Here is a 1,272-nt window from a genome sequence, read left to right as displayed (position 1 = left end):
CCTAGTGTCACGCGTCTGAACTTGTTTGACGAGTTGGGTGGGGCGATTGTAGTTCAGCGGTTACTGTATCGTTCAGTGCATGCTGACTCTTGCTTCCCGCTTAGACGCCATGCAGCGTCTGGGCCGGGCGATGGCCGACCCCACGCGTTCACGGATCCTTCTGTCGCTTCTGGCGTGCCCCGCGCATCCGGCAGAGCTCGCCAACGCGCTAGACCTGACGCGCTCGAATGTGTCGAACCACCTGGGTTGCCTGCGGGACTGCGGGATCGTGGTCGCCACCCATGAGGGCCGCCAGGCCCTTTACGAGATCGCTGACCCCCACCTCGCACGTGCGCTCACCGAGCTGGTCGAGGTCAAGCTGGCCGTCGACGCGGACGCCCCCTGCCTCGACGTCGCCTGCGAGGTGCCTGGTTGCCACGACGGCAGGTCCGGCGCATGACGGCCGCGGCGCTGCTCCAAGCGATCGGGCTCTTCATCGCGACCAACATCGACGACATCATCGTGCTCTCGCTCTTCTTCGCCCGAGGTGCCGGACGCCCCGGGACGACCGCGAAGATCTTGGCCGGGCAATACCTTGGCTTCGTCGGGATCCTCGCCGCCGCACTCGTGGTGACCTTGGGGGCGGGGTGGGCGCTGCCAGAGGAGGCGATTCCCTACTTTGGGCTCATCCCCCTCGCGCTGGGTCTCTGGGCTGCGTGGGAGGTCTACCGCGGCGAGGGCGACGACGATGATGCCGCCGTGTCAGGTAAGAGCGTTGCCGTGGCGACCGTCGCCGGCGTCACCTTCGCCAACGGTGGGGACAACATCGGCGTTTACGTCCCGGTCTTCCTCAACATCAGTACTCCCGCTGTCATCACCTTCTGCATCGTTTTCCTCGTGCTCGTGGCAGTGCTGGTGGCCACCGCCAAGTTCGTCGCCACGCGTCGACCCATCGCCGAGGTCCTCGAACGGCGGGAGCACATCCTCTTCCCCATCGTCCTGATCGGACTGGGCGTCGCAATCCTCGTCGGCGGCGGCGCGTTCGGTCTCTGATGTCACGCGCCTGAACTGGTTTGACGGGTGGCGTGGGGCAGGATTTCCTCGGCGGTCTTGGTCCAGATGAATGGGTGGCAGCGCTCGTTCCAGCCGTCGATGAAGGTGCTGATCGCTGTGACGAGTTGCTTGACGCTGTCGAAGGAGCCGCGGCGGATGGCCTGTCGGGTGATGATCCCGAAGAAAACCTCGACGAGGTTGAGCCAGGACCCGCTGGTCGGGGTGAAGTGCAACGTGATC

The 1,272-nt window shown here is 65.1% G+C and carries 2 protein-coding genes and 1 pseudogene; 2 read left to right on the top strand and 1 reads right to left on the bottom strand.

Annotation, left to right across the window (positions count from 1 at the left end; translation table 11 throughout):
- Positions 1–79: 79 nt before the first annotated feature.
- Positions 80–439, top strand: a complete 360-nt coding sequence (locus tag AX669_RS09550) for a helix-turn-helix transcriptional regulator (RefSeq protein ID WP_006947315.1) — start codon at positions 80–82, stop codon at positions 437–439.
- Positions 436–1,032: a cadmium resistance transporter gene (locus tag AX669_RS09545; RefSeq protein WP_006947316.1), complete on the top strand. Its 597-nt coding sequence runs from the start codon at positions 436–438 to the stop codon at positions 1,030–1,032. The genes AX669_RS09550 and AX669_RS09545 overlap by 4 nt, the downstream gene beginning before the upstream one ends.
- 2 nt (positions 1,033–1,034) lie before the next feature.
- On the opposite strand, the pseudogene AX669_RS09540 reads toward AX669_RS09545, so the two are convergent.
- Positions 1,035–1,272 (bottom strand): annotated as a pseudogene (locus AX669_RS09540) (IS630 family transposase); the annotation flags it as partial.

This window comes from Dermacoccus sp. CCH2-D9 (genome assembly GCF_001556795.1).
Classification (GTDB): domain Bacteria; phylum Actinomycetota; class Actinomycetes; order Actinomycetales; family Dermatophilaceae; genus Dermacoccus; species Dermacoccus nishinomiyaensis.
Note: the sequence above shows the minus strand (reverse complement) of the source record. Positions and strands in the feature narration are given on the sequence as shown.

What these genes read in the sequence shown, in the direction of transcription:
- AX669_RS09550 (WP_006947315.1), top strand. Translation starts at nt 80, where the DNA reads ATGCTGACTCTTGCTTCCCGCTTAGACGCCATGCAGCGTCTGGGCCGG.
- AX669_RS09545 (WP_006947316.1), top strand. Translation starts at nt 436, where the DNA reads ATGACGGCCGCGGCGCTGCTCCAAGCGATCGGGCTCTTCATCGCGACC.